General features: G+C 69.4%; 1 protein-coding gene and 1 pseudogene. Both read left to right on the forward strand.

Features of this window, described 5'->3' with window-relative positions; translation table 11 throughout:
* Window positions 1-366 (forward strand): annotated as a pseudogene (locus AB0M20_RS41735) (hypothetical protein); the annotation flags it as partial.
* Window positions 367-467: 101 nt separating this feature from the next.
* The coding region (locus AB0M20_RS41740; protein WP_364306887.1) for a replication initiator at window positions 468-1,761 on the forward strand (1,294 nt) is incomplete at its 3' end.

Here is a 1,761-nt window from a genome sequence, read left to right on the forward strand (position 1 = left end):
AAGAAGAGCACCCCGGCGAAGAAGACCACCGCTGTCAAACGGACACCGGCCAAGAAGACCACCGCTGCGGAGAGTCCGGAACCCACCCCGGCCGCACCGGTCAAGGCCCCGGCGGCCGCGCCCGCTGCGACGGCTGGCGCGATCCCGGCACGGCTGCTGACCAACGCCCGGACCATCGCGGCATCGCACCGCCACGAGCACGGCGAAGACATCAAACCCAACCAGCTCGCGGTCCGACTCCGCGTCCCCACCCCGCAAGCCGCGGACATCCTCACCCACCTCCGGGACAACCCGCCGACGGCGGCCACCACCCGGCCACACAACGGCAGCACCGTAGAACCCAGCACCGTAGGAGCCATCGCCTGATGAGTAGCTCGACGCTGCCTCTCGCACCCACAGCATCTGCTGTGGGTACGGGGGAGAACGCCGACACCGCCTGGCCGTGGGCCAAACCCACCAAGACGCCCGTGGAGCATCCCGACGCCCGGCTTGGCTTCGATCCCACCGAAACCGCCACCGCCCGCCAGCGGGTCCGTTCGGGGACCTTCCCGGAATGGCTCGATCACGTCTCCGCCGCCGCAGCATGCACCCGCCCGATCCGGCTCTCCGGCGCCATCGACGTCAAGAACACCGACGGCACCCTCATGCACTCGATCGACACCGACACGATGCCCGACGGCGTGATCTACACCCCATGCGGCAACCGCCGCGCCAGCGTCTGCCCGTCCTGCGCCGAGGTCTACCGCCGCGACACCTACCAAATCATCAAGGCCGGATTGGAAGGCGGACGCTACGGGCTCCCCCCGCTCGGCGACCACCTCGCCGTCTTCCTCACCGCCACCGCCCCCTCCTTCGGCCCCGTGCACCACCGCGTCGTGAAGACCCACGCCGCCGACTGCCGCACCCGGGAACGCTGCACCTGCCGCGCCTCCGTCTGCCGGCCGTTCGGAGCCACCTGCCCCCACGGCATCGCGCTGCGCTGCACCGCCCGCCACAGAACCAGCGACCCGGCGCTGGGCACGCCGCTGTGCCTCGACTGCTACGACCACGACGCCCAAGTGGTTTGGAACCACGAAGCCCCTGAACTGTGGCGACGCACCATCCAAGAAGCCGACCGGGAACTGCAACGCCTCGGCAAGCGGCTCGGCGTCACCCTGCGCCGCCGCTACGTCAAGGTGCACGAATTCCAGGCCCGAGGCGTGATCCACTACCACGCGGTCATCCGCCTCGACGGCTACCACCCCGACTGCCCCACCGCCATCGTGCCCGCCGACTCCACCGTCACCCGCAGGATGTTCGAAACCGTCCTGCGTCAAGCGTTCACCCGAACTGCCTACACCAGTCGAACTCACCCGGCCCACGGCGGTGAAGGCTGGCACATCGCATGGGGCGACAAGGGCCTCGACTTCAAGCACATCAACGCCCCGGGCGGCGATGCCAGCCTGGCGAAGGTCACCGCGTACCTCGCCAAGTACGTCACCAAGAGCACCGAAGCCACCGGCGCCCTGTTCCGCCGCGTCGACGATCTCACTGTCGAGCTGTACGCCGCCCCGGACACCCACCTCGGCCGCCTGGTCCGCTCCTGCTGGGCGCTTGGCGAAGCCGACGGCTGGCACCGGCTACGCCGCTACGCCCATCAGTACGGCCACGGCGGTCACGTCACCACCAAGTCCCGCGGTTTCTCCGTCACCTACGCCTTCAAGCGTCTCGAGCGCACCATCTGGCGGCGCACCCAAGGCTTCCCACACCTCTGGGACGAAC

The sequence above is a fragment of the Actinoplanes sp. NPDC051633 genome (assembly GCF_040681735.1).
Taxonomy (GTDB): domain Bacteria; phylum Actinomycetota; class Actinomycetes; order Mycobacteriales; family Micromonosporaceae; genus Actinoplanes.